Annotated in this window: 19 protein-coding genes; 11 read left to right on the top strand and 8 right to left on the bottom strand. The window is 67.4% G+C overall.

Translation table 11 applies throughout. The features are described 5' to 3' along the window. Positions 1 to 61 precede the first annotated feature (61 nt). Positions 62 to 1,921, top strand: coding sequence for a prolyl oligopeptidase family serine peptidase (locus AB5J53_RS25950; RefSeq protein ID WP_369248057.1), 1,860 nt, complete (start codon positions 62 to 64; stop codon positions 1,919 to 1,921). A 285-nt stretch (positions 1,922 to 2,206) separates the two neighbouring features. Here the strand turns inward: AB5J53_RS25950 and AB5J53_RS25955 are convergent, their stop codons facing one another. After that, the gene (locus tag AB5J53_RS25955; protein ID WP_369252469.1) at positions 2,207 to 4,207 is read right to left on the bottom strand and encodes an NAD-binding protein; all 2,001 of its coding nucleotides are present in this window, start codon (positions 4,205 to 4,207) and stop codon (positions 2,207 to 2,209) included. A 207-nt stretch (positions 4,208 to 4,414) separates the two neighbouring features. Continuing rightward, entirely contained in the window at positions 4,415 to 4,945 is a 531-nt protein-coding gene (locus tag AB5J53_RS25960) for a winged helix-turn-helix transcriptional regulator (RefSeq protein WP_369248058.1), read from the bottom strand. A 1,068-nt stretch (positions 4,946 to 6,013) separates the two neighbouring features. Here AB5J53_RS25960 and AB5J53_RS25965 point away from each other — a divergent pair. Continuing rightward, entirely contained in the window at positions 6,014 to 7,144 is a 1,131-nt protein-coding gene (locus AB5J53_RS25965) for a helix-turn-helix transcriptional regulator (RefSeq protein WP_369248059.1), read from the top strand. 447 nt (positions 7,145 to 7,591) lie between these two features. Then, the gene (locus tag AB5J53_RS25970) at positions 7,592 to 7,870 is read left to right on the top strand and encodes a hypothetical protein (protein ID WP_369248060.1); all 279 of its coding nucleotides are present in this window, start codon (positions 7,592 to 7,594) and stop codon (positions 7,868 to 7,870) included. A 155-nt stretch (positions 7,871 to 8,025) separates the two neighbouring features. Here the strand turns inward: AB5J53_RS25970 and AB5J53_RS25975 are convergent, their stop codons facing one another. The 4 genes from AB5J53_RS25975 to AB5J53_RS25990 form a co-directional block, all read right to left on the bottom strand. Then, a complete protein-coding gene (locus AB5J53_RS25975) occupies positions 8,026 to 8,307 on the bottom strand; it encodes a hypothetical protein (RefSeq protein WP_369248061.1) in 282 nt (93 codons plus the stop codon). An 802-nt stretch (positions 8,308 to 9,109) separates the two neighbouring features. Continuing rightward, complete coding sequence (locus AB5J53_RS25980) at positions 9,110 to 9,907, bottom strand: hypothetical protein (protein WP_369248062.1); 798 nt, start codon at positions 9,905 to 9,907, stop codon at positions 9,110 to 9,112. Between the two features lie 1,106 nt (positions 9,908 to 11,013). Then, positions 11,014 to 11,949 (bottom strand): hypothetical protein, encoded by a 936-nt coding sequence (locus AB5J53_RS25985; protein ID WP_369248063.1) that lies wholly within the window; start codon positions 11,947 to 11,949, stop codon positions 11,014 to 11,016. A 1,346-nt stretch (positions 11,950 to 13,295) separates the two neighbouring features. Next, positions 13,296 to 13,739: a LexA family protein gene (locus tag AB5J53_RS25990; protein WP_369248064.1), complete on the bottom strand. Its 444-nt coding sequence runs from the start codon at positions 13,737 to 13,739 to the stop codon at positions 13,296 to 13,298. A gap of 320 nt (positions 13,740 to 14,059) precedes the next feature. On the opposite strand from AB5J53_RS25990, the gene AB5J53_RS25995 reads away from it, so the two are divergent. Together AB5J53_RS25995 and AB5J53_RS26000 are read left to right on the top strand one after the other, a co-directional pair. Further along, the gene (locus tag AB5J53_RS25995) at positions 14,060 to 15,214 is read left to right on the top strand and encodes an ImmA/IrrE family metallo-endopeptidase (protein ID WP_369248065.1); all 1,155 of its coding nucleotides are present in this window, start codon (positions 14,060 to 14,062) and stop codon (positions 15,212 to 15,214) included. Next, positions 15,214 to 15,714 carry a DUF4411 family protein gene (locus AB5J53_RS26000; RefSeq protein WP_369248066.1) on the top strand — a complete coding sequence of 167 codons (501 nt, stop codon included), beginning with the start codon at positions 15,214 to 15,216 and terminating at the stop codon, positions 15,712 to 15,714. The genes AB5J53_RS25995 and AB5J53_RS26000 overlap by 1 nt, the downstream gene beginning before the upstream one ends. A 366-nt stretch (positions 15,715 to 16,080) precedes the next feature. Here the strand turns inward: AB5J53_RS26000 and AB5J53_RS26005 are convergent, their stop codons facing one another. Beyond that, entirely contained in the window at positions 16,081 to 16,230 is a 150-nt protein-coding gene (locus AB5J53_RS26005; RefSeq protein ID WP_369248067.1) for a hypothetical protein, read from the bottom strand. Positions 16,231 to 16,706: 476 nt separating this feature from the next. On the opposite strand from AB5J53_RS26005, the gene AB5J53_RS26010 reads away from it, so the two are divergent. Both AB5J53_RS26010 and AB5J53_RS26015 read left to right on the top strand, forming a co-directional pair. Next, positions 16,707 to 17,942, top strand: coding sequence for a helix-turn-helix domain-containing protein (locus AB5J53_RS26010; protein WP_369248068.1), 1,236 nt, complete (start codon positions 16,707 to 16,709; stop codon positions 17,940 to 17,942). Between the two features lie 50 nt (positions 17,943 to 17,992). Further along, the gene (locus AB5J53_RS26015) at positions 17,993 to 18,502 is read left to right on the top strand and encodes a flavoprotein (protein ID WP_369248069.1); all 510 of its coding nucleotides are present in this window, start codon (positions 17,993 to 17,995) and stop codon (positions 18,500 to 18,502) included. A gap of 216 nt (positions 18,503 to 18,718) precedes the next feature. Here AB5J53_RS26015 and AB5J53_RS26020 read toward each other — a convergent pair whose 3' ends face one another. Next, positions 18,719 to 19,114: a GntR family transcriptional regulator gene (locus AB5J53_RS26020; protein WP_369248070.1), complete on the bottom strand. Its 396-nt coding sequence runs from the start codon at positions 19,112 to 19,114 to the stop codon at positions 18,719 to 18,721. A 456-nt stretch (positions 19,115 to 19,570) separates the two neighbouring features. Here AB5J53_RS26020 and AB5J53_RS26025 point away from each other — a divergent pair, with 456 nt between their 5' ends. Genes AB5J53_RS26025 through AB5J53_RS26040 form a run of 4 tightly spaced genes read left to right on the top strand, consistent with a single transcriptional unit; the run spans position 19,571 to position 21,448 of the window. After that, positions 19,571 to 19,861: a hypothetical protein gene (locus AB5J53_RS26025; RefSeq protein ID WP_369248071.1), complete on the top strand. Its 291-nt coding sequence runs from the start codon at positions 19,571 to 19,573 to the stop codon at positions 19,859 to 19,861. After that, entirely contained in the window at positions 19,858 to 20,823 is a 966-nt protein-coding gene (locus AB5J53_RS26030) for a DUF2637 domain-containing protein (RefSeq protein ID WP_369248072.1), read from the top strand. Before AB5J53_RS26025 ends, AB5J53_RS26030 begins: the two co-directional genes overlap by 4 nt. Then, the gene (locus AB5J53_RS26035) at positions 20,823 to 21,203 is read left to right on the top strand and encodes an RRQRL motif-containing zinc-binding protein (RefSeq protein WP_369248073.1); all 381 of its coding nucleotides are present in this window, start codon (positions 20,823 to 20,825) and stop codon (positions 21,201 to 21,203) included. The genes AB5J53_RS26030 and AB5J53_RS26035 overlap by 1 nt, the downstream gene beginning before the upstream one ends. A 29-nt stretch (positions 21,204 to 21,232) precedes the next feature. Continuing rightward, the gene (locus AB5J53_RS26040; protein WP_369248074.1) at positions 21,233 to 21,448 is read left to right on the top strand and encodes a hypothetical protein; all 216 of its coding nucleotides are present in this window, start codon (positions 21,233 to 21,235) and stop codon (positions 21,446 to 21,448) included. Positions 21,449 to 21,522: the final 74 nt, after the last annotated feature.

Raw genomic sequence — 21,522 nt, forward strand, 5'->3', positions numbered from 1 at the left:
GTTATCCACAGGCTGAGGGCCTCGCCAGCGAATTGTCGGGAGGGCCAGGCACTATGGGGCCATGACTGAGAGCAACGGGTCCATCGAGCAGCAGGCGGCCGTCGAGCAGCCGCAGGAGCAGCGGCAGGCGGCCATGCCCGACTGGGAGAAGCGCTTCCGGGCGCCGAGGGTGTCGCTGCCGGACTGGGCGGAGAACGCCCCGCACCGCTCCCTGTTCGTCTCGAACGCGACGGGGACGTACGAGCTGTACGCGTGGGATCGCGTGACGGGGGAGCAGCGCCAGGTCACACACCGGGCGAACGGCACGACGGACGGGGTGCTCTCGCCCGACGGCGAGTGGATCTGGTGGTTCGACGACAAGGACGGCGACGAGTTCGGCATCTGGCGCCGCCAGCGATTCACCGGTGAACCCTCGGGTGGGGACGTCGACGACCCGGCAGTCCCCGGCCTCGAACCCTCCTACCCCGCAGGACTCGCCATCGGACGCGACGGGCGTACGGCGGTGGTGGGCCGCTCGACGGACGACGACGGCTCGACGATCCATGTGGCCCGGGTCGGCGAGGCCCCCGTGGAGATCTACCGCCACCGCGAGTCGGCGGGAGTCGGCGACCTCTCGCACGACGGCTCGCTGATCGCCATCGAGCACACCGAGCACGGCGACGCGATGCACTCGGCGCTGCGGGTGCTGCGCCCGGACGGTTCGACGCTCGCGGAGCTCGACGACACCAAGGACGGCACGGTCGAGCTGGGCCTGGAGGTGCTCGGCTTCGCCCCGGTCGACGGGGACACGCGGCTGCTCATCGGACACCAGCGGCGTGGCCGCTGGGAGCCGCTGGTGTGGGACGTCGGGACCGGCGAGGAGACGGACCTGGGCCTCGACCTGCCCGGCGACGTGGCGGCCGAGTGGTACCCGGACGGTTCCGCCCTCCTCATCGCCCACAGCTTCGAGGCCCGCAGCGACCTGTGGCGCTACGACCTCGTCTCCCGCGAGCTGGTGCGGGTCCCGACGCCTCCCGGCACGGTGTCCGGGGCGACCGCCCGCCCGGACGGCACGGTGGAGTACCTGTGGTCCTCGGCGGCCGAGCCCTCGACGGTCCGCTCGACGACCGGCGAGGTCGTCCTCGATCCCCCCGGCCTGAAGTCCCCGGGATCGGTCCCGGTGGAGGACGTCTGGGTCGAGGGCCCCGGCGGCCGCATCCACGCCCTGGTCCAGAAGCCGGCGGGCACCACGGGCCCCCTCCCCACGGTCTTCGACATCCACGGCGGCCCGACCTGGCACGACAGTGACTCGTTCGCGGCGGGCCCCGCCGCCTGGGTGGACCACGGCTACGCGGTGGTCCGGGTCAACTACCGAGGCTCCACCGGCTACGGCCGAGAGTGGACGGACGCGCTCAAGCACCGGGTCGGCCTGATCGAGCTGGAGGACATCGCCGCGGTCCGCGAATGGGCGGTGACGTCCGGTCTGGCGGACCCCGACCGCCTGATCCTCACCGGCGGCTCCTGGGGCGGCTACCTCACCCTCCTCGGTCTCGGCACGCAGCCAGACGCCTGGACTCTCGGCATCGCCGCCGTCCCGGTCGCCGACTACGTCACGGCGTACCACGACGAGATGGAGGCACTCAAGGCCATGGACCGCACCCTCCTCGGCGGCACCCCTGAGGAGGTCCCCGAACGCTTCGAGGCGTCCTCCCCCCTCACCTACGTCGACGCGGTCAAGGCCCCCGTCTACATCTCCGCAGGCGTCAACGACCCCCGCTGCCCCATCCGCCAGATCGACAACTACGTCACCCGCCTCGCCGCCCGCGACGCCATCCACGAGGTCTACCGCTACGACGCGGGCCACGGCTCCCTGGTCGTCGACGAACGCATCAAGCAGGTCCGCCTGGAACTGGACTTCGCGGAGAGGCACTTGGGTCGGTAACTGCCGTGGCCGGAGAGTTCTGGCCCGTCGGGTGTTGAAGACGAGGCCGTTCAGGCCGAAGCGGGGGCCTGGGGGCGGCAGCCCCCAGGTACGGGACGGGTAGGGGCGGCGGGGGCGAAAACGCCTACGCCCCCCGCCCGCGCTCCCGAGGGCGCCGCGGCGCCTACGCCCAGGCGCCTACGCCCCGGCCCCGCTCCAGCGGGCCTACGCCCCGGCCCCGCTCCAGCGGGCCTACGCCCCGGCCCCGCTCCAGCGGGCCTACGCCCCGGCCCCGCTCCAGCGGGCCTACGCCCCGGCCCGCTCCCGCGGCCGCCGCCCGAGCAGCTCCGCGAGCCCCCGCCGGGTCGCGGCCAGCACCACCCGGTCCTCAGGGCGGAGCACATACGTGGAGGGGAGGTCCCACACCAGCCCAGGACTGCGTGAGCCGGACGTCGAGCCGGACGTCGAGCCGGACGCTGAGTCGGACGTCGAGCCGGACGCTGAGTCGGACGTCGAGCCGGACGACGTTGAACCGCCCCGGCGCTCACCCGGCGCCGCGGTATCCAGCGCAAGCACCCGCCACGCCCCCGCCCGAAACGCCTCCCCCACCGTCCGCCCCTCCAACTGCGGATGCCCACCCACATCCACCGCGGCAAAGAGCAGCACCCGCCGCTCAACAGGAATCGTCCCAAGGATCTGCCGCCCCATCATGGCCCCGGCGAACGCGGGCGCCGCCAGATGGGACACACTCCGACTCCGGGTGAGCGCATCGGGATACGCGGCCCGCAGGGTCCGGTACACCGCGGTCGCGAAGTCGTCGTCGTACAGCCGCAGCACCACCCGCAAATCGGGCCGCACGGTGCGCGCGTACAACGCGGCCTCCAAGTTCATCGTGTCCGCGCTGGTCAACGCGAGCAGCGCATGCGCCCGATGAATCTTGGCGGCCTCCAGCACCCCCTCCTGAGTCACATCACCCAGCACCACCGGCACCCGAAGCCGCCGCGCCAGCGCCAGCCCCCGCGCCTCGGGGTCGGCCTCGACGCACACCACGGGAATGTGCAGCTCCCGCAGCCGCGCCAGCACCCGCGTGCCGATCTTGCCGACCCCGAGCAGCACCACATGCCCGGACAGTCCACGCGGCGGCCGCCGCAACGCGGAGCCACTGCGGAACGTGCCGAGCGCCTCCAGCACGGCGGCCAGCAGCACGGGCAGCAGCAGCAAGCCGACGAGCCCGGAGAAGAGTTGGAGGATCTGCCGCCCGAGGGGTTGCCCGATGGCGGGGTCGTTGATGGCGAAGAGATCGAGCAGTGTCAGATAGGTCGCCTTCAGCGGAGGCTCCCCGGTGACCATCATCGACGCGACGGCGAGGCCGACCACACACCCCACGAGCCCCGCGAACGACCAGCGCAGCCGCCGCGACAGCAGCGACGCGAAGGGTACGACGCTGCGCCCCGAGGACAGCTCGGGACCGGAGTACGACACGTTCTCCAGCACGACGGTCCCGCGCCCCGTGGCGGCGGCCACCGCCCGCTCGTCGGGCAGGAGTTGGGGCCCTTGCGCCCCACTGCTCTCGGATCCGTCGGCGCCGGCGGGGTCGTTGGTCGTCGCGGACAGCAGCGCCAGCGTGCACAGTCCCGGATCGGCGACCTCCCCCGGCCCCGGCGGCGGCCGCTCCACCGCGCGCAGCATCAGCCCATCGGTCTGGACGACCTTGCTGGTGCCGGCCACGGCGGTCGCGGCCAGCGCGGGCGCGGCGGTGTCGGCGTCGGACAGCACGGTTGTGGACGCGTCGAACGCCTCGACGCCACTGTCGACTCCCGCGGCCGCAGCGTCTGCCGCGGCTCCCGCGGCGGCCAACGCCGAGGCCTGGTCGAGGAGGGCCTCGATGTGCTGGCCGAGGCGCCGGTTGTAGAGCCGCAGGACCAGCCGGATCCGCGGGTTGAGCCGCCGGGCGGTGAGCGCGGCCCGGATGTTGGTCTCGTCGTCGTCGTACACGAGTGCCAGCGCGGCTGCCCGCTCGACGCCCGCGTCGGCGAGCATGGCCTCGGTGAGCTCGGGGGCCTCCAACAGCCGCTCGGAGCCAGGAGGTTCGAGCGTCCGGGTGCCCGCTGAATCACCATTCCCGGAGGCCCGGTTCACCGCCGCGGACACCCGGTCGAACAGGGCCGTGGCCCGCGTCCGTCCCACCACCGGCGGCCGCACGCTCCGCTGGGCGGGCGGCACGACCAGGGTCACCTGCTCGCCGTACACCCCGCGCAGTTCGGTGGCGAGCCGGTGCGCCAGGGCGTCGTCCCCGGCCACCACCATGTGCGCGGCATCGGTCGACGCGCTCTGAGCCGGAAGGTTCCCCAGGTTCACCACGGAAGAGAAGACTGCCGTACTGGTACGGGTGGTTCCAGAGGGGCAGGCCGGTGAGCGCCCACGAACCGCCGCGCGCTACGGTCCCGTAGAGGACGTCTCCGCCACGGGGCCGTAGAGGATGTCTCCGCTACGAGGCGGTAGAGGATGTCTCCGCTATGAGGCCGCAGAGGACGTCTCGCCCACCGAATCGCACCCGAACCGCTCCCGCACCTCGGCCCGTTCGGCCAGCCGCGCCGGATAGCCGGGCCCGAGCCGCGGCCGGGTGTCCTCCGCGGTCATCGCCTCGCCGCACGAGGAACACACCACCTCGGCATGCCCCTCGTGCCCGCACCGCTCGTGCCGGAAGACGATCGGCGCGCCCTCTTCCCCGGCGAGCCAGCGGTCGCCCCAGGCGTTCATGGCCATCAGCACGCCGAAGAAGTCCCGCCCCTTGGCGGTGAGCAGGTACTCGTACCGCACCGGCTCGCTCTGATACGGCTTCTTCTCCAGCAGCCCCTCGTCCACCAGCCGCCGCAGACGCTCCGCCAGGGTGTTCCGCGCGATCCCCAGCGACTGCTGGAACGCGTCGAAGCACCTTACGTCATAGAACGCCTCCCGCAGGACGAGCGGCGTCCACCAGTCCCCGAGCAGATCCATGGTGCGGGCAATGGAACAGGGCCAGTTCGCGAAGGAGGTCCGCCTCATGCCCGCCAGGGTACGGCCGCTCCCACCACGAGACGCGTCCTCTTCTGACGGTGTGTGACCGGGCACCGTATCGGCACGCCGGGGGTGCATCAGGGCAACTGGCTCCAGATGAGCGGAAGATGGTACATCGCAATCGGAGGCGGGCCGCCCGCGTCGTGATCCGTTGCAGATGTTGCTCACTCTTTTTTCGCCTTACCTGAGGGTAACAACTGCCGTCGTTTGCAAAGCACTTGAGCGGCCAGTCCTTCAGATGGAAGGAAACCGGTGCCCCTCACGCGCGATTGTCGACTCATCTACCCGAACTGGCGCTCCGTAGCCCGGTAGTTGCGGCTCCAGCCTCTTGACGAACCACCGTTAACCCACATGAGCGATACGGGTTCGGGCCCCGTCACCCGGTAGTCTCTCCCTAGCTCTTCTCTGTGCCGGTTCCGGTGGGCTCCGCGCGGGTTCATTCGGCCCGGATCCCAACAGAGAGGAGCAGGTACGTGGCTAGCTCTGAGCGGCCAAGCGACCGGGACGACGCCGTCCCCCCTGACCCGGATGATCCGGACCCATCGGGCCCGGAAACCCTGGATCAGGACGACGGTTCTCGCTCGCGCGGCCCCGCAGAGCCGGACCGCGGTAGCGCGTCGCGCAGGCGTCGGGTGCGCGTGGTCGGGGAGTGCCTGTATTGGCTGATCCGACTGCTGCTCGACCTGTACGGCAACGGCGGATGAGGATGGGACCTCACCCGCCGTCAGTTACCGAATAGCCGGTACGTGGGCCCGTGCTCAGGTTTCCCGCCGGACACGGGTCCACGGTCACTTTCGGTAAGCCGTCGCGGAGCGACGCGCTCCAGGGGCAGTCCCCACGATAGAGATCCCCCCGGAAAGCCTCCCCGCTTGTGCTCAATCCTCTCGCTCGCGCCGTACGCCGTGAACCCAATTCAGCTCTAAGCGGTACCACAACACAGGGATTGAGCTGCGAAAAGTGGTCGAACCACTCTCCCGGATGAATCGCTAGACACGATTCTGTCCCTAAACGGTACCGTAGCGGTTGTTGAAGCGATGACGAGAGGGGTCGTTGTCAGTGGCTCGTGGTACCGCGGACTTCGACGGCGAGGCGCTGCGCTTCGCGCGGCTGACACGTCCGGTGGAGGGCAGACTGCTCAGCGCGGCGGCCGTCGCCAAGCGCCTGGGCACCTCCAAGAGCCGCATCCTGGCGTACGAGAACAACACCTCGAAGCCGGACCCCCAGCGGATCGCCGAGCTGAGCGGTCTCTTCGGCATCCCCGCCCGCGAGTTGCGCACGAAGCGCGCACTGGCGGACATCCACGGGCTGCGCTGCCAGGCCGGCCTCACGGTGACCGAGACGGCCGAACACGTCGGCATAAGCCGCAGCAGCTACTCCAACGTCGAGCGGGAGGCGCTCCTTCCGGTACGGGACGACGGAACCGTCCGGATGAACCTGGCCCGAGTCTTCAACGTCAGCCCCGCCGTCATCGACCGCGCTCTGCTGCGCCACCCCGCTGCGGTCGCCCGGCAGACCGAGCTGACCGAGCATCTGCGCGTCGTCTTCCAGCGCGCCCACCGGGAACACGCCCCGGCCGTGGTCGACGTGGACGAACCCCTCCTGCAGGAGATCGCCCCCCTCCTGCAACGCCCACCCCAGGTCGCCTGCCGCCTCATCAACGCCGAACTCGACGCGTACCGCGACCTGTTGCGCGACCGCGCCCGCGTGGAGGTCGACGAGGCCTATGCCCAGAACAGGACCGCCGCCACGCGCGCACGGGCCGCCCACGCACGCATCGAACTCCTCATCAAGGACGCGGCACCGACCGCCGCGAAGCACCTGACCCGTTTCCTGTCCGAAGCGATGAACGTCCGCCAGTGGCGTCTGATGGTCACGCTGGCCAACACCGGCATGGAGGGGATCTCCTTCGCCAGCACCTCCCGCTACGCACCCTTCGAGGACGTCGTCGCCCTCCAGATCCGCCAGTACGTCACCCTCCTCCAGCGCGGCGACCAGTCCTACCTCGCCCCCACCGAAAACGGCATCGCCACGGTCCGCGCCAATTACCCCCGCTACGGCCGCCTCTACCCCCGCGTACCGTCTCCCACCTTGATCCACTACGCACCCCAGCGCCGCCAGCCCCGCATCGCGGTACGCCCCCGCCCGGGAAGACCCCCGACGGAGGGCGGCTCGCCGACACTCACGTGAATCGGCGGACTCACTCTCGCGAGCTCGCCGAGTCCGAGATCGCCGAGACGCGCTCCGTGCTGGGGGAGACCCCCGACGGGGAGGACCTCGCTCTCGCCAGGTCAGGCCCGATCCGCCCACTGGGTCGTGCCCGCCTTTCAGGCGGTGGTGTCGTCGTCGGCCAGGTCGCCGCCCAGTTCGCGGGTTGCGTGGGCTTGGTAGAGCCTCCTCACCTATACCGCCGAGCCCGGGTCACCCTCGCGGGACGCCCTGAACCTGCCGGCGGCACGATCCGTCGCCAAAACAGCCGGTCAACCGGGGGTGGTCGAGGTCAGTTCCGGTCGTGGTGGTTGCGGAACCACGGGGCCGTGAGGCGCTCGGGTGGTACGTTCCGCCGATCAGGTGTTACCTGGTGTGAGGGGAGAAACCGGAGGGGTGCGGACATCTCGGGGCAAAGGAGACCGAAATATGCGCAGGAATCCGGTCATGCGAACCCTGGCCGCCGCCCTTCTCACGGGCGGCGCAATCGTGGGAGTGGAAGCGGCTGCGAGCCCGGCCTCAGCCGCGGCCACCACGGACGGCGTCGTGTCGCTGTCGCACAGCAGCCAGGCCAACGGCGGGTGCCGGTTCGGTGTGGGCTTCAACCGCGGCTTCAGCCCGTACTGCGGGTTCGGGTACGGCTACCCGTTCGGGGGCTTCGGCGGGTACCCCTACAGCAACGTCCCCGTGGTGGTCATCGTCCGCTGACGCGCCGACGGCGTAGAAGTAGAAGGGGACAGGAGGAGGGCCGCCGCGCTGCTGCGCGGCGGCCCTCCTTGCGACACCTCAGCACCAGCCCGGCAGCACCTGCTGGAGCTGATCGACGAGACAGCCGCCGGCCGGCGCGAAGAGTTTCGCCCCTGCTATAGCACGATGATCACGACACTTCCGTGGTTGAAGAAGCGGTGGTGGTCAAAGCGGTGGTCGAAGCGGTGGTCGAAGCGGAACCTGTGGTGGTCGAAGCGGTGGTCGGAGCAGTGTCCGCCCCAGTCATCGCGGTCGCCGCACCAGTTGGTGGTCACTTGAGTGTGCACGGCAGGGGCTGCTGCTGCGGCCGTGCCTGCTGTGCCGATCGCAGCGCCGCTGGCCATCACAATGCCGGCCGCGGACACCGCGGCGAGACGCCTCGCGCGTTGTGCTCGCATGATGGATGCACCTTTTCCTCCATCGTCTCGCGCAACTCTCAGCGGCACGAGATGGTTAGCCGCAGCCGAAAGGGAGGAGCGGCGCGGTCGCAGGCGTCGCCTCGCACATACGAGGAGCACGTCTTGCAGCCAAGATCCCCGCTGTACGGAAACCAGCCGACCGGGGCGTATCCCCGGGTTGCGGCTCTCCTTTCAATACGTTGACGGCGCCGTTTTGGATTGGCGTGTCGGCGGGAAGTCCGCGAAGGGGCTCGCACCTCACGGGCTGCGCGACATGGCCAGGACGCGCATGGAGGGGTTCCGTACCCCGCCGACGCTGATGGTCGGCCGACGAGGTGCCTCACCATCTCCGCCGGTTGTGCTCACGCCCTCGTGCAGGAGCGTCTGCGGGAGCTCCGTCAGGCAACGCCTGGGGGAGAGGTTCCAAGATCTTCTCCCAGATTTCTCCCCAGAGGCCTCGGAAACCACTCAGGGGCCCGATCCGCTCTGCGGATCAGACCCCTGACCTGGTACTTCACTGTCGGGGTGGCGGGATTTGAACCCACGACCTCTTCGTCCCGAACGCGATCAGAACCTGTATGCCTTTGATTCTGAGCGCTGACCTGCGGGTGCGCTGTCCAGGACCGCCCGTGTCAGTTCGGGTCAGTCGTTGTTCGTCCGCTCCGTTTGGCCCCCTGTTTGGCCCCCAGGGATCGGCCTGCCCGGGCCGTTGGAAGCGGGCGCTCCGGGCCCGCCGCGTGCATGTTTGTGGGTGGCTTGGAGCGTCTGCAGCGGCAGTGCGCTGCGGCTGTTGGTGTGTGGATCAGGCTGGTGTCACGAGCATGCGGACGAGTCCGGGTTCGCCTTCCAGGGATGACATGGCCTTTCCGAGAATTGCGCCGACTGCACGGCCGCGGTCGGATACGCGCATTGCGCATCCTTGGGTGGGTGAGGTTGTGAGGAGGTCGCCGGCGGCGATGGTTCCGTACTGGGGGTCTGCCTTGACGTAGACCTGCCCTGCGAGTGCCAGTGTCACGTGATGTGAGGATTCGGGGTTACTCTCCATGATGCTTCCTGGGGTGAGGCCGCCAGCGCCTGAAACAACCCCGGTTGCGCGCGTGTCGTATTGCGTGTCGCATGACGTCAGCAGGCCGTCGTCTCCGATGACGAGAACAGTCCCCGGCTCGAAGTTGTCTCCTGATGCAAAGGTCTCGGCGTAGTCTCCTCCCGATTCGTAGACCCTTGTCGCTTGCACGGTCCCGAGGGTGGCATTTTTGCCGTATAGATAGCCGTTGAGCTCCACCGCGCCTTCGAACCAAGCGGCTCTCTGCCCGCCCTTCCCGTAGACGCCGATGCCCCACTCGCTGTGCCCCGCGACTCCACAGGTGTACTTCTTGCCTAGTCCCCGCACGGCGTCTACGCCTTGGCCTCCTTCGGACTCGGCATAGACGCCGATGCCGCTTTCGCTAAGTCCTGTCACTCCACGGGTGTTCCCCTTGCCCTGTCCCCGTACGCCGTCTTCGCCCGCGGATTCCCCGTAGACGCCGATCCATGCTTCGCTTACTCCGACCACTCCAGTCCCGTGAGCTTTCCCCTCGACCCCGTATCCGTCTGTGCTCACGCCTGATACTGCTGTGCCTTTTGCCTGTGCTGCCAGGGCAATTGAGCTATCTGCTACGGTTATCCGCACGGGTGCGCTGAAGTTATTCGATGACATTTCGGCCTCCAGGGCGAGAGACGGGTGATGTCTATTTCGGGAGAGTGGGCCGGCTGCCGGAATGAGAACACAGAATCAACGGTACGACTGTGTGCGGTAAGCGGCAACAGGTTGCAAATTCAGTTGAATTTGCGATATCTGACGGAGTAATGATCGTCATCCCGAGCCCCGGGGTCGCGCTGCTCCCAAGCGGAACTGGCAACGGTCGGAAGTGTCGACCGGTGTGGAACGGAGTCGCGTGCCCTTGAATTCCGATTCCGAGGTTACGCGGCGAGGGAATCTGACTGTCGGACAGCTGTCGTTTTCTCTCACCAAATTGCAGATCGACAACCTCTTGCTGAGGCCTGCAACCCTGACTGGACGTTAGCGATTGCGCCATGGATCGGGTCACCAACGGACCCCGGTTGCGCTCCGAGTGGTCTCTGTGGCGTGCCGTCATCCACTTCGTGTGGCAGTCGGGTGAGGAGGACCCGTACCTGGGCCGGGCCGGTGCCCGTATGGTGATTTGATCGGGGGTGATCCTGCTTCATTGCCAACTGAGCGAGTCTCTCCGTCGCGTGGTTGACCGTGTGCTAACGGAGCTGTTGGAGAGCATCAGTGAGCGGCCCGCAGAGGTGCGGGGGCCCTACTCGCTGCGGCCCACGCGGTCGGCGGGGCGTGGCCGGCAGGTCCGCGCCGCCTGCATCGATCTGGTGAACGCGGTGAAGGCCGCCGCGGCATGCTCATCACAGTAGGTGCTGGACGGTCCGGGCTTTACTTCTAGACCGCTTGCTCCCGAACGCGATCAGGCCCCTCGTGACCTTGATCTGGAGGCACTGACCCTGACCGTTCGACTCCGGTGCTGTCCATCACCGTCCGGGACGGTCTTGGTGCGGTTGCCGCGTTTGGCCCCCTGTTTGGCCCCCCGAAGTTCGCACCTTCAGATCGCATTCGAGCTGTTCAGGGCCTAATTACCAGGTGAGCGAGTGATGGTGGCGTATGTCAGTGGTCGCACCGTTAGGTGTGCCGTCTTATGAGATTGGTGCCAGGGAATCGCGATCGGCGAAGTTGTGGCCTTCTTCAGGTAGGACGATGAAGACCCCGGATCCAGGAGGGCTCTCCACGGATGCTCTGTGGATGCGAGCTGTCCACTCAGGGGTGGGCCACTGTGTGTCGCTGTCCCAACGGATCCCTGCGAGGTTGACCGGAGCAGGGTCCACGGTGGTGAGGTCGGCGCCAATGAAGTTATTTGCCGCGTCGGTCAGGTTGTCACGAGCTTCGATGAAGTCGCGGGCGCGGTCGAGGTCGCGGCCGCGCCCGCGGGCGAGGGCGCGGGCGAGGTCGCGGGCGCGGTCGAGGTCGCGCCCGCGACTGAGGTCGCGGGCGAGGTCGAGGTCGCGGATGCGGGCGGGGTCGAGGGCGCGGGCGAGGTCGCGGACGAGGTCGCGGACGCGGGCGGGGTCGAGGGCGCGGGCGGGGTCGAGGTCGCGCCCGCGGGCGAGGTCGCGGGTGAGGTCGAGGTCGCGGGCGAGGTCGACGGCGAGGGCGAGGGCGAGGGCGAGGGCGAGGTTGAGGTCGCGCCCGCGGGCGAGGTCGAGGTCGAGGTCGCGGGCGCGGGCGAGGTCGCGGGCGAGGTCGCGGGCGAGATCGACGGCAAGGTCGAGGTCGAGGTCGAGGTCGAGGGCGCGGGCGAGGTCGAGGGCGCGGCTGAGAGCGCGGGCGAGGTCGAGGTCGCGGATGCGGGCGGGGTCGAGGGCGCGGGCGAGGTCGAGGGCGCGGTCGAGGGCGCGGGCGCGGTCGAGGGCGAGGTCGAGGGCGAGGTCGAGGGCGAGGGCGGGGTCGAAGGCTGCGGCGGCGGCCTTCAGTTCATCTGCGACTTCCAGAAGGTCGTCGCGACGTCGGAGCCGATCTTGTGGAGATATGGACTTCCAGCGAGCTGTTACGTCAGCCAGCCTCAGCCCCGTCACGCCGTCCTGGGCTGGATCGGCCTGGGGAGTCTCACGGGTGCGAGGAGCATCCGGAACTGGAGGGGGAGGAGACGTAGTAGGACTATCCGGCGCGGACAGCAGGGCGGAAGTCTTCGGGGCTGGCCGGAAGCCGGGAGAACCATGTGAACACTCTGAGTCAGTGTGTGGCGCCGGAGGCTCTTTGTGTGTGGTGTCCACAGGCTGGCCGGGGCTCTTTCTGACCTCCGTGTGCTCGCTTGGAGGGGCAGGGGGCGCAGCCTGCGGCGGCGGGCTCACTGCTTCGGTGGGCATGACGACTGCCGGCATGCGGGCCAGCGCGGCGACTAGTTGGCTCCAGAAGCTCCGCTCGCACACGGGCCGAGCAGCGGGGCGAAAGGCATCGGTCTCACGAGCGAGTGAGATGCGCACCTGCTCCATGAAGGACTTAGGCGACACCGGCTTCCCCTTCGATTGCGGTTCCAGGCTGCCCGGTAGGAGCATTTGACGGAACCGGTTCTACTGGAGCAGGTGTGTCGGCTGGCGGGGGAGCCATGGCGGGTACGGGTGCCGACATGGGTTCCACGGTCGGGTGGGCCAGCCCTTGACGCAGGAGTTGTTCCACTATCTTCGGTGCGGCTACACCGACCGCGATCGCGCCGAGTGGACCCGCGATCTGCCCTGAAGTGCCGAATGCTGCGGCTAGACCCGCTCCCAGGCCGTTGCGGATGATCACAGCGACGGCGTAGGGGCTCAAGGGGATCTCGCCGGGCATCTTCCACGGGAAGCCTTTAACGCGCTGGATCGCTCGGTAGAGCTCTAGCGCCTCAACTGCGGCGGAGCCTGCGAGCCCCCATAAGCACGCCTCCCACCAATTCATGGTCGGCCTCCTTGCCAGACTCAGCACAGCAACTGGTCCTAGGATGGCGGCAGATGGCTTCGTCGTACTACGAGTATGAGCAAAGCCATCTTCGGTCGCCTAGCCGGATGCCTCGCCGTCGTTCCCCTCGCATCGAATGCGATCACCGGTCTGCCTGACCTTCCCAATCGCTTCGCTGGCCCGGGAGTTGGCCGTGGTCACCGTCCATGAACGTCCAGAACCGTCCCCGGTTGTTCACGCCGTATGGCCCCTGTCTGGCCCCGCCTCGCTGCACGCTTGGCTTCGGTCGGCACGGCCAGGCACCGCTAGCCGACCACCTACGCATTACGAGTTGTCCGATCTTGATCTAAGGGCATCCCTGGACGTCCATCGCCCGGCTCGCGTGCCTGGTCAGCCGGTCTCCCGGACTTCAGCGGACCACCCCGGAGCGAGCATCAATCGAGACCGCGATTGAGACCATGCCCAACGTTGCTGAGGTGCCGCTCGACGGTCACCAGCGCAGGGCAATTCCCCTCCCCCTGCCGCGGCTCGGGCCGCGAACGATGACACCGAGCTCTTCCATCCTGTCGAGCTGGTACCCGACTGACGCCGTGCTCGACAGTCCCACGCAATCGCCGATCTCCCGCATCGAGGGGGCCTCGCCATGTTCGGCTACCCAGTCCCTGATGCACTCCAGGATGCGCTCCTGCCGTTCCGTGAGGCAGCCCTCCGCCTGCTCCAGCTCCCGGACCCGTCGACGCAGCTCGACCTTGGCCGCAGGCGACCGGCCGGCTCTCGTCTCCCAAAACGGATGAGAGGCGAGCCGAGCGGAGAGTTGCTGCAACCTACGACGCAGCACGGCCGTTTCGAGCGGTCGGCGCTCAAGCGCCGCGTAGGTGCGGTTCCAGTCGCGCTGAGCCTGGATCAAGTCGAGCGGAAACGTCGTGTGCACCATGGCTGCGATTCAAGCATATGTTCGATTTTTGAGGCCAGGATCAGAGGAGGCTCCTGCGACGTGCAGCGATAGGTGGCCAGGGTCAGGGACAGTCGGGGCCAGCTCCGAGCCTGCGGACGGAAAGAGAGCGCCGCAGACGCGCTCTCTCAGCTCACCCAGGCTCCGGCCGTACCTGTGCGACGACTGCCGGCCAGTCCGCATGCCAAGTAAGGCAACTGGGCAGAGAGACACGTACGACAGTGACCGATCCGTGACTGAACGTGGAGTTCGCAAGCATCCACTTACGTCTCTAACCTATCGTCGTGGGGGAGGTGGGTTACGTGTCTGTTCGTGTCCATGTGGAGCCTGCGCTGTTGCGCTGGGCGGTGGAGCGGGCTGCTTGGTCGGAGGAGACGATTGCTAGGCGTGCCCCGCACTTCGAAGGCTGGCTCGACGGAAGTACGCGCCCCACGCTGAAGCAGTTGGAGAATTTCGCCCATGCGACGCATGCACCGATCGGGCTGCTGTTTCTCCCCCAGCCCCCAGAGGAGTCGGTACCGATCCCCGATATGCGAACGCTGGGCAATCGGGCCATAGTTCGTCCGTCTGTTGACCTGCTAGACACAATTTACTCTTGTCAGTCGCGGCAGGAATGGTACCGAGATTACGCGAGCACGCACGGTTATCCCCGTTTGGAATTCGTGGGTTCCGCGCGTACCTCTAGCAATCCCAACGAAGTGGCTGCCAAGGTACGGCAAATGCTGCGCTTCGGTATCCCAGAGCGGGCATCGTTTACTTCGTGGCAAGAGGCGCTACGTCGGCTAATCGACCGGATCGAGAGTCTCGGCGTCCTCGTCATGGTTAACGGCGTTGTGGGGGCTGACACGCACCGCAAGCTAAATCCGGAAGAGTTCCGTGGGTTCGCTCTAGCAGACCCTGTTGCTCCCTTGATTTTCATTAATGGAGCGGATACTAAAGCGGCTCAGATCTTCACGATGGTTCATGAGCTATGCCATATTTGGCTGGGCGAGAGCGCGCTTTCTGATGCCCTCATGGCGAGCAAGGCAGACAATGAGGCTGAGCTCTGGTGTAACCGCGTAGCAGCAGAAGTTCTAGTGCCCTTGAAAGTAATTCGCGACGACTATCGCGGTGAGCCCACTATTACCGAATTGGAGCGCCTTGCTCGCCGGTACCGCGTCAGTACTCTTGTGGTTCTGAAGCGACTCTATGACGCCCGTTTCCTTGTGTGGGACGATTATCAGCAGCGGTACGCGGCTGAACGCCGCAGGGTAATTGCGGCAATGAAATCCGGGGAAGGGGCGTCTGGCGGTGACTTCTATAATACGCATCCCCTCCGTTTGAGTCGTCAATTTGCGCGTGCAGTTATCACCGACACCCTTGAGGGAGGGACGCCCTTCAGGGATGCCTATCATCTGCTAGGCACGAAGAAGCATGAGACTTTCCAGAATCTGGCCGAAAAAATCGGAGCCGCTTGATGTACCTGGTTGACTCCAACGTACTCATCGAGGCGAAGAATCGCTACTATGCCTTCGATATAGCGCCTGGATTCTGGGCATGGCTCGACTACGCCCACACCAACGGTATCGCTTGCAGCGTGGAACCCGTACGGGACGAGCTACTTGAGGGCGGCGATGAACTCGCCACGTGGGCGCGAAACCATCCCGACTTCTTCCGCCCCGTTGATACGGCTGCCACTTCACACTTCGGCCCGCTGACAGCGTGGGCACAATCTCGGCACTACACAGCGGCTGCACTCACGGAGTTCTTGACCAACACGGCAGATTTCTTCTTGGTTGCCTACGCAATTGCGCATAGCCATACGCTGGTAACTCACGAACAGCCGCGGCCAGAGGCAAGGAAGCGCGTTCTCATACCTGACGCATGTCAGGCCATGGGGGTCACCTACGTAAACACTTTCATGATGCTTCGAAGCACCAAGGCCAGACTGGACTTCCAATTCCCCGCGGCCGCTTAGGGACTGCTTTAGCGCCGCTCTGGTGCACTGGCCGGCACATGCAGGTTTGGTCGTCCTGTTCTAGGGCCGAGGCTGTCCATGAGGCCGCTCGACCATTCGGCGTAGGGGCCAATGATGCCAACCAGTCTTTGGAAGCCTGATGAGGCATGGCGCCAAAACAAAGGTTGTCGTGTGGGGCGCAGTAATGCGTGCCCTGGCCTTGACAGGGCGTGACCTCCAGCGATAGGTGGCCACTGGCAGCCTATTTGGCCACATGATCCCGTTTCGGGCGCTCATGAGGGGAGCCGGATGCTGCACTGCTAAGCAGCAATCCCCCCACACCGATGCGTCGCCCACCTCGCGGGTGGGCGACGCATCAGGATGCTGTTACAGCGTCCGGTCGATCTGCCTCTCCTCGATCTGCTCTTCCGTCTGAGTCTGCTCGTCGCGGACGGTGTACTTCACATTGGGTTCCTGCCCCCGGACACCCTGGATCTGTCCCGTGTGCTTCTGCTTGTCCTGCCCCTTGTACTGCACGCGATCTCCTTGGGCGTACTGCATTGCTGTCTCCACCTTCCAAGGTTGACTTGCACGGGCTCGCCTGCTGAAGGGCGCAGCCCGCCGCGTATCCGCTTCCAAGCGCGGGTCGCGCTGTCATGACACCGCGACTGATGACCACTAGCCACCGCTGTCGGCCGAACGAGGCAACGCAGCCGCAGTTGGCCAACTAACGCTGCTCAACATGGCCAACTGCGGCTGACCACTCTCCGCTCGCCTGGGGGTTTCGAGCGGCACTGGCCACCTATCGCTGACGGTCACAAGGGGGAGCGCACGGCCCCCTGCCCGCGGCGACGTCGCGTGGTCGTACAACGGACCCTGACTGTCTGTCCGGGCCGCGTCCCATCGGGCCTCTCACACTCAGGGCACCAGCAGGCTGGGGGAGGCCATCTGTCCCGGTCGGCGCCCTGCTCTGTACGGTGAAGCAGGCCCCTTCGATCAGGAGGCAGCACGCAATGCGTGGTCTTGGAGATCACCTCAGCATCGGCGAACGAATCGCGTTCTACCGGAAGCGCCGCGGCTACACGCAAGAGGTCCTGGCTGGACTGGTCGGCCGTAGCACTGACTGGCTGGCGAAGATCGAGACTGGCCGCAGGAAGCCGCCGCGTATCGACATGCTCGCGGAACTGTCGCGCATCCTGCGTGTGCCTCTCGGTGACCTGTTGGGGCAGACCGTGCTCGTGGAGGACGAGAAGCAGCAGGACGACGTTCCGGCCGTACGCGACGCGCTCATGAGTCCGCGGCGACTCTCGCGCCTGCTCTTTGGCCCTGAAGCGGAGACTCAGCTCCCGACGCCCGCCCCTGTGGCCGTACGTGTGGAGCACGCGTGGAACGACTACCAGGCAGGGCGACTCGGCAGCGTCATCGCCGCTCTTCCTGCGCTCCTCCAGACTGCACAGGAGCTGGAGGAGCGAGCCGCCCGCCGCGGCGATGACCGTAGCGACTGCTGGGCGGTGTCGGCTCGTACGCACCATCTGGCAGCAACGACACTGGCGAAGATCGGCGAGTCGGACATCTCGTGGCTTGCTGCCGAACGCGCGATGCGGGCCGCTGACGAGTCCGACGATCCTCTCGTGCTGGCGTCGGCTGCACGGTCCGGCACGCACGCACTGTTGGCCAACGGGCGCTATGACGACGCCCTGGAGGTGGGCAACACGGCCGCCGCGTGGTTGTCGTCCCAGGTGGGCGACAATGACCCCGCAGCGCTCAGCCTGCTTGGGATGATCCACCTGCGGGCCGCCGTTGCCGCAGCGCGTCACCAGGACCGTCCTACCGCAACGGGCCTATTGGACCGAGCCGAAGAACTCGCGGATGACCTCGGGTCGGACGAGAACTACTGGCAGACCGGCTTTGGGCCCACGAACGTCCTGCTTCACCGCCTGTCCGTTGAGCTGGACCTCGACAACGTGTCGTACGTGGTGGAGCACGGGCGGATCAACGTCGACCACATGCCGCAGGAGCGGAGCGTGTCGCACCGAATCGACTTCGCGCGCGCCCTGTCCCTCGCCGGACAAGGCGACGAGGCGTTCGCCGAGCTGCGAACTGCTGAGCGCACGTCGCCGCAGCTCGTACGCAACAATCCGAGGGTGCGCGAGACGCTGAGGGACCTGATCAAACAGTCACCCGTCACCGGCGCCTCGCGTTCGTCCGATGTGTTCGTGATGGCTCAACGGTGCAGGGCGGTGCAGTGAGTTCAGGCAAGCGTGGTGTGCTCGGGGTCGTCGGGTCCGCTGCAGGAGGAGTGGAAGTCCTGCGCACCGGTCTGGTTGAGCCCGCCATGGACCGTGGATGGCAAGTGGCCGTGACGCTGACGCCGACCGCGGGTCAGTGGCTGCGGCTGAGCGGCGAGGTTGAGCGGCTGGAGAAGCTGACCGGTCTTCCCGTGCGTGATGAGCCGCGATTGCCCGGCGACGTCCGCCCGCATCCCCCGGTTGACTGCTACGTGGTCGCCCCCGCGTCGGCGAACATGGTGGCCAAGCTTGCGACGGGCCTGATGGACAACCAGGCACTGACGCAAGTGGGCGAAGCCATCGGCACCCTCGATCTGCCCGTCGTCGTCTTCCCGCGGGTGAACGCGGCGCACGCTCGTCACCCGGCATGGCAGCGCCACATCGAGACTCTCCGGGCGGGAGGCGTGCACATCGTCTACGGCCCGGACGTGTGGCCACTGTACGAACCGCGGGAAGCGCCGGCAGGGCGCGAACTCCCCTGGGAAGCGGTGTTGGACGCAGTGGACGAAGTCACTCGATGACGAGTCGTCAACCCTTCTGATCTGCAAGGAAAGAGGACCCGGACAGTCTGTCCGGGTCCTCTGCCGTTCGCGGCCACATGCTCATTGGCATGTCAGGGATCAATGAGCGAAGCGGCGAGCTGGAAGGCATGACTCCTGCTGAACTCGCTTTGATCAAAGCGAGTTTGAGCGAGGCGCGCGTCAAGGTCGAGCGACTGCTGAGGCGTGCGGACGATCTCACGGCGATGGTGGAGTCTCGTTGCCCACCAGCCGCTCAAGCCGATCCAGACGCTCGCCGAGCGAATGGAGGGCGTCGTGAATCGTGCTGAGCTCTGCCGCCAGGGCAGTGAACGCCGGGCTACTTCCCGGCTCGGTGCCGAGGGGTACGGAAGGGTCGCGGACGAACGTCCCACGGCCCTGCTGAGTGAGAACCAACCCCTCATCGCGGAGCTGACCGAACGCACTCTGAACGGTCATGAGCTGCACGCCGAGCTCCTTGGCGAGCTTGCGGGCTGCCGGGAGCTGGTCGCCCGGGGCGTACTCCCGGTCGGGGCCCGTGATCTTCTCGCGGTACTCCGCCGCGATCTCCTTGGCCGTGGGCATCTGCTTGGGCGCTTCGGGGCTCTGGTCCATGGCTTCGAGAGTAGCCGGACCTAGGTCAATCTCTGATCCTTCGCCGGATCCTCTTGACAGTTCAGATTGACATAGGTCAATCTGAACTCACGCCGGAACGGGATAGCTCGGCAGGAAGGCGGCCTTAGGCCGCTCGCCTCGGGCCCCGGACTGGTTGTTCCTTGAGAACTCAACAGCGTGCCTGAGGTAAACCCGCCCCGCCTCTGCCAGTAAGTGGGCGGCCCGCGCGGAGCAAGTTCCCCGCGCACATCTCGAATGCATCGGCTCAACGGCCGTCCGTGCCGCTGAGCCGCCATGCAGCCCCGGTATCCGGCCGTGAGGGCGCGGGATCGAATCCCGCTCGGGGCACTCACCTCGTCGCGCTCGCGGCCTGGGTTCTTCCGGAGTAGCTGCCGTCTCACCAACACGCCTGCGGCTCTCCGGTTCTCCGTGTCCCTCCCACTTCAGGAGACATTCATGCGTGCGTACATCGGCCGCCAACAGGCCATCTCTGCCGAGGACTTCGCGGAACTGGCGCTCGGTACCCCGGTTGAGTTGTGGCTCGGGGTCGAGGGCGAGACAAACGAAGAGCGCGCGGCACGCGAGGACGCGGCGCGCGACATCCTCGCCGATCACCCGAACCTTCCCGACGACCTGATCCGCATCGCCGCGGTAGTCATCGAGGAGAACCCGGACCTGTTCGATGTCATCCCGCTGGTCCGCCCCGTCCGGCGCCGCCGCAACGCACGCAGGGTGGTGGCGGCATGACTGCCACCACCCCCGCCTCGCAGGCGCCCCCGCCTGGGGTGCCGCCACTGACTCGCCCGGAACTGGGCCTCGCCGGAGTCGGCGCGCTTGCCGCGGCCGCAGTCGGCGCGCTCGGTCTGATCTCCTCGTTCGACGCGGTGTCCGCTGCCGCGCTGCGTTGGGGCTTCGCCTCGCCGTGGATGCTGCCCGTCGGTATCGACGTGGCCATCCCGGTGTTCACCGTCGCCAACCTGCTGTTGATCCGGATGGACATGGCGCTCGCCTGGGTGCGGTTCGTGCCCTGGGCGCTCACGCTCATCACCTGCGGCCTGAACATCGCGGCCGGACACTCCCTGTCGGCAAAGGTCGCGCACGGCACGATGCCGCTGCTGTGGGTGGTGTTCTCCGAGATCGGCGCGCACATCTACGCCGTGAGGATCGGCGCGGCCACCGGTCGCCGTATGGAGAAGATCCGGGTTTCCCGCTGGCTGCTCGCCTTCCCCTCCACGTTCGCGCTGTGGCGCCGCATGACGCTGTGGGAGGTCACCTCCTACACCGCCGCACTCTCGCTGGAGAAGGAACGGCAGTTGGCCCGTGCAGACCTGCGCGAGCAGCACGGATGGCGGTGGCGCTCGAAGACCCCGCGGCGCGAGCGCGTGATGCTGCGCATGGGCGAACTCGCCCCCGCCAACGAGCAGGCGACGCCCGCGCCGAACCCGGCAGGCAATGCGCCGGCACAACCGCCCGCGGCCACGCCGCGCCCGCGCCGACGCACCAACACCAAGGCCGCAGGCAAGGTGCAGCGCACCTTCGAGGACCTGCTCATCGAGGCGCGCGCGATCACCGCACAGTGGACATACGCGGAGCTGAACGCGGAGTCCGTGCGCACTGCGGTGCACTGCTCGGCCGGCAACGCCCGCAAGCTGCGCGACGCGTTGAAGGCTGAGCGTGCCCAGGGCCCTGCACTGCATGTCGTTCCGTGATGCCCGCGGCATTCGGCAAGTGCTTCGACCCGAACGGCGCCCGCTTCGGTATCCCCACCTACCCGTGGCGCTACGCCCCCGACGGGCTCGCCACACGCCGCCAACTGCGCGCCCGCGGCCTGCGTCCCGGTGGCCAGCCGATCGCGGCGCAGGTGCTGCGCCCGCGCTACCGGTGCGGCCCGCTGGTCGCCTACCTCTACCGCATCGACCGCGCCAAGCCCGTCCGGCCGATGACTCCGGGCAAGCGGGCGGCGCTCGCCAAAGCGATGCGCGCCCGCCGTACCTGCCCCGCCTGCCGCACGGACGCCGGATACGTCATCCCCACCTCGCTCGGCATGTGCGTGCCCTGCGCCTACCCCGACGAACAGTGCGCCGCCTGAACACTCCACCGACTCGAAGGAGTTCCGCCATGACGAACCCGACCCCGACTCCGGTGCACACCGTCGCTTTCCACTGGTCCGCGCTGGTCCTGGTCGGCCGTCTCTGGCGCCCGGTGTCCGGGATCGTCACCGGCCCGGACAGCTACCAGAAGGCTGACGCCTACTTCGAGGCCACCGACCAGCTCACGATGCAGGGCTTCCACGGTGCCGTGGCCCGCTTCCAGGCCACCCGCATCCAGCTCTGACCGTCCACCCACGTTCGCGCGGGGTCCGTCCGCCCACCTCCTACAGCGACGGCCGGACCCCGCTTCCCTCCCGC

Source organism: Streptomyces sp. R41 (assembly GCF_041053055.1).
Taxonomy (GTDB): Bacteria; Actinomycetota; Actinomycetes; order Streptomycetales; family Streptomycetaceae; genus Streptomyces.